Below are 3,654 nucleotides of genomic sequence, written 5' to 3' on the forward strand. Positions count from 1 at the left end.
GGGCGGTAGCCCGCCCCCCCCCCCCCCCCCCGGCGGGGGGGGTGGACTTTCGAGGCGGAGCCGAGAAAGGCCGGGTGGGGCCCGAGGTTTGCGGATTTCTCACCACCCGGGCCCCACCCGACCCCTTCGCTTCGCTCAGGGGCCACCCTCCCCTACGGGGAGGGATGTCACCCCGGCAATGCCGACGGCGCGTCCGTCCCCAGGGCGACGACCTTGCCGGGGTTGAGGATGTCCTTCGGGTCGAGCGCCGCCTTGATGGCCCGCATCGTCTCGATCGCCACCGGGTCCTTGTAGCGCAGCAATTCGTCGCGCTTGATCAGCCCGATGCCGTGCTCGGCCGCGATCGAGCCGTCGTATGCGTGGACGATGTCGTGGACGATGCGGTTGAAGCGCTCCCACTCCCGCAAATAGGCCGCCTTCTCCATGCCCACGGGCTGGGAGAGGTTGAAATGGATGTTGCCGTCGCCGAAATGGCCGAAGGCGCACACCCGCACCCCCTCCATCGCCGCCTCGCAGGCCGCGCTCGCCTCGACGATGAAATCGGCGACCCGCGAGACCGGGACCGAGATGTCGTGCTTGATCGACCCGCCCTCGCGGCCCTGGACCTCCGAGAGCATCTCGCGCAGCTTCCAGAGCGCGGCGTTCTGGCTCTGGCTCGCGCCGAGCGTCGCGTCCTCGACGAGGCCGTCCTCGATGGCGCCGCCGATGACGGTCTCGATCGTGCCGGCGAGATCGGCGCCCTCCTGCGGCGAGGAGAGCTCGACGAGCGCATAGGCCGCGTGGTCGCCCGCGAGCGGGCGCACGACGCCGTCGGCGTGCTTCAGCACGAGCTCGAGGCCGAAGCGGGGAATGAACTCGAAGGCGGTGAGCTGGTCGCCCGCGCTCTCGCGCAGCCGCTCGAACACGCCGAGCGCCTCGTGCGGGCCCGCGCAGCCGAGGAAGGCCGTCACCGTCGCCTTCGGGCGCGGATAGAGCTTGAGCACGGCCGCCGTGATCACGCCGAGCGTGCCCTCCGAGCCGACGAAGAGGTGCTTGAGGTCGTAGCCCGTATTGTCCTTGCGCAGCCGCTTCATGCCGTTCCAGATACGCCCGTCGGCGAGCACCACTTCGAGGCCGAGCACGAGATCGCGCGTGTTGCCGTAGCGCAGCACGCCGGTGCCGCCGGCATTCGTCGCGAGATTGCCGCCGATCTGGCAGGTGCCCTGCGAGGCGAGCGAGAGCGGGAACAGCCGATCGGCCGCCTCCGCCGCCTCCTGGATGCGCGCGAGCGTCACGCCCGCTTCGACCGTGATGGTGGAATTCGTGGCGTCGACCTCGCGGATCGCGTCGAGCCGCGCGAGCGAGAGCACGAGCCCGCCATAGGGCACGCCCCCGCCGACGAGGCCCGTATTGCCGCCTTGGGGCACGACGCGGACATTCGCCTCGTTGCAGAGGCTGAGAACGAATGCGACCTCGGCGGCGTCCTTCGGGCGCACCACGGCGGTGGCGCTGCCGCGATAGAGGTTGCGGCTCTCGACGAGGTGCGGCTCGACCTCGTTCACGTCGGTCCAGACGTGGCGCTCTCCGAGCCGCTCGCGCAGGCGGGCGACGAAATCGGCGTCGAGGGCGTCGAGCAGCATGTTCTCGATGGTCATAGGCGGGAATCCGGCTCCTGTGCTGGCCCCCTGATAGCACGAGGGCAGGGGCGCGCGTCACCCGTCGCCGTCGCTATTCCGTTCATGCATCTCGCTCCACGCACGTGACCAGCGCCGTCCGTGCCCTTCCACCTTGTGGGGAAGGTGGCTCTGGGCGCGTCAGCGACCGGAGACGGATGGGGGTCGTCGAGGCGGCACGCGATCGCTCGATCCTGCACGACCCCCACCCCCGCCCCTCCCCACAAGGGGGGAGGGGAGACCGTCGCGCTCTTCGCAAACCCCGAGATCTCCAGGGAACCCGATCGGAAGAGATGGGTGGATCGGATAACATCGTAATCGGGTGGCCCGCCGCGCCGCTCGGGCGGAGGATGGGCGCCGTTCACCGAGGAGGGTGCTCAGGATGTTTCGGATCGAGGCTCTGCCCGCGCGCGGCTTCGCGCCTTATTTCGAGATGACGGACGACGCGCTCGCCGAGGCGGGGGGCTCCCGCATCGTCGCCGACGCGCATCCGGGCTATCCCTGCCGCGTCAGCCTGGAGGACGCGCGCGTCGGCGAGCGCCTGATCCTCGTCAACCATCGCCACCTCGTCGCCCGCTCGCCCTACGCCGCGAGCCATGCGGTCTACGTGCGCGAGGGAGCGGTCGAGGCCGTGCCGGAGCCGGGCGCGGTGCCGGCGATGCTTCTCTCCCGGCTTCTCTCCCTGCGCGCCTTCGACGCGCGCGCCTTCATGCGCGAGGCGGACGTGATCGAGGGGCGCGACGTCGCCGCGCGGCTCGAGGCGATGCTCGCGAACGAGGCGATCGCCTTCGTCGACGTCCACTTCGCCAAGCCCGGCTGCTTCGCCGCTCGCGCGCGGCGCGCCTGAGCGTCAGCCGCGCACGACCTCCGCGCGAAGGCTCTCGATCTCCCGGCGCAGCGCCTTGACCTCCTCGAGGAGCGCCGCGTTCGTCTCCTGCACCACGCAGGCGGCGGCGTGGACCTCGTTCTGCATCGCCTGCTCGGCCGCGCGCAGCTCCTCGCGCTCGGCCTTCGTCTCCTCCTCGTGCTCGCTCTGCATGGCCGAGACCACGATGCCGATGAAGAGGTTGAGCACGGTGAAGGTGGTCGACAGGATGAAGGGCAGGAAGAAGGCCCAGGCGTAGGGATAGACCTCCATCACCGGTCGCACGATCCCCATCGACCAGCTCTCGAGGGTCATCACCTGGAAGAGCGTGTAGGCGGAGGCGGGGATCGAGCCGAACCATTCCTCGAACGACCCGCCGAACAGCTTCGTCGCCATCACCGAGAAGACGTAGAAGAGAAGGCTCAGGAGCACGATCACCGAGCCCATGCCCGGCAGCGCGCCGACCATCGCTCCCACCACGCGCTTGAGCGAGGGCACGATCGTGATCAGGCGCAAGAGGCGCAGGACGCGCAGCGCCCGCAGCACGGAGAAGGCGGTCGTCGCGGGGGCGAGCGCGATCGCCACGATGACGAAATCGAACACGTTCCAGGCGTTCTTGAAGAACGACAGGCGATGCACGGCGAGCCGCGCGGCGATCTCGAGGACGAAGATCGCGAGAATCACCCGGTCGATCAGCGCCAGGATCGCGCCGTAGCGCGCCATGATCTCGGGCACGGTCTGCAGGCCGAGCGTGACGGCGTTGACGATGACGATGGTCATGATCACCCGCTCGGTGAGCGGGGAGGCGACGAGCGCGCGCAGGCGGTCCACGGGGGCTCTCCGGAGGGTTTGCGGGGGCTCGCAACGGCTTGCCTGCGCTCGCGCGCGGGGTCAAGGGGGAGGGGGCGCACGCAATCGCAGGTCCCGCATGCGTGCGACCTTGGGGGCGCTCCCTCTCCTTCCCCTCAGGGGAAGGTGGCTCCGACCCCGAGCAGGGGTCGGAGACGGATGGGGTTTTTCGACCCGCAGGGTCGAAGGGGCGTTGGGCTTCTCCTTACGTAAGGCGCTCTACGACGACGCCCCTTCGCAGCTTCGCTGCGAATGACCCCATCCGACCCGTCGCCGTCGGCGCCGGGC

The 3,654-nt window shown here is 69.9% G+C and carries 3 protein-coding genes; 1 reads left to right on the plus strand and 2 read right to left on the minus strand.

Going from position 1 to position 3,654, the window contains the following annotated elements; translation table 11 throughout:
• Positions 1-167: 167 nt before the first annotated feature.
• The gene (locus tag ACK4UM_RS20810; RefSeq protein WP_409802946.1) at positions 168-1,634 is read right to left on the minus strand and encodes an FAD-binding oxidoreductase; all 1,467 of its coding nucleotides are present in this window, start codon (positions 1,632-1,634) and stop codon (positions 168-170) included.
• A 400-nt stretch (positions 1,635-2,034) separates the two neighbouring features.
• Here ACK4UM_RS20810 and ACK4UM_RS20815 point away from each other — a divergent pair, with 400 nt between their 5' ends.
• On the plus strand, positions 2,035-2,499 hold the full coding sequence (locus tag ACK4UM_RS20815) for a DUF1203 domain-containing protein (protein ID WP_409802948.1): 465 nt from the start codon (positions 2,035-2,037) through the stop codon (positions 2,497-2,499).
• A gap of 3 nt (positions 2,500-2,502) precedes the next feature.
• Here the strand turns inward: ACK4UM_RS20815 and ACK4UM_RS20820 are convergent, their stop codons facing one another.
• Complete coding sequence (locus ACK4UM_RS20820; protein WP_409802951.1) at positions 2,503-3,348, minus strand: ion transporter; 846 nt, start codon at positions 3,346-3,348, stop codon at positions 2,503-2,505.
• Positions 3,349-3,654: the final 306 nt, after the last annotated feature.

It is taken from the genome of Salinarimonas sp. (assembly GCF_046292825.1).
Classification (GTDB): Bacteria; Pseudomonadota; Alphaproteobacteria; order Rhizobiales; family Beijerinckiaceae; genus Salinarimonas.

Excerpts from the sequence above, each read along its gene's own strand:
- ACK4UM_RS20810 (WP_409802946.1), bottom strand. The coding sequence starts at position 1,634 with ATGACCATCGAGAACATGCTGCTCGACGCCCTCGACGCCGATTTCGTC.
- ACK4UM_RS20815 (WP_409802948.1), top strand. The coding sequence starts at position 2,035 with ATGTTTCGGATCGAGGCTCTGCCCGCGCGCGGCTTCGCGCCTTATTTC.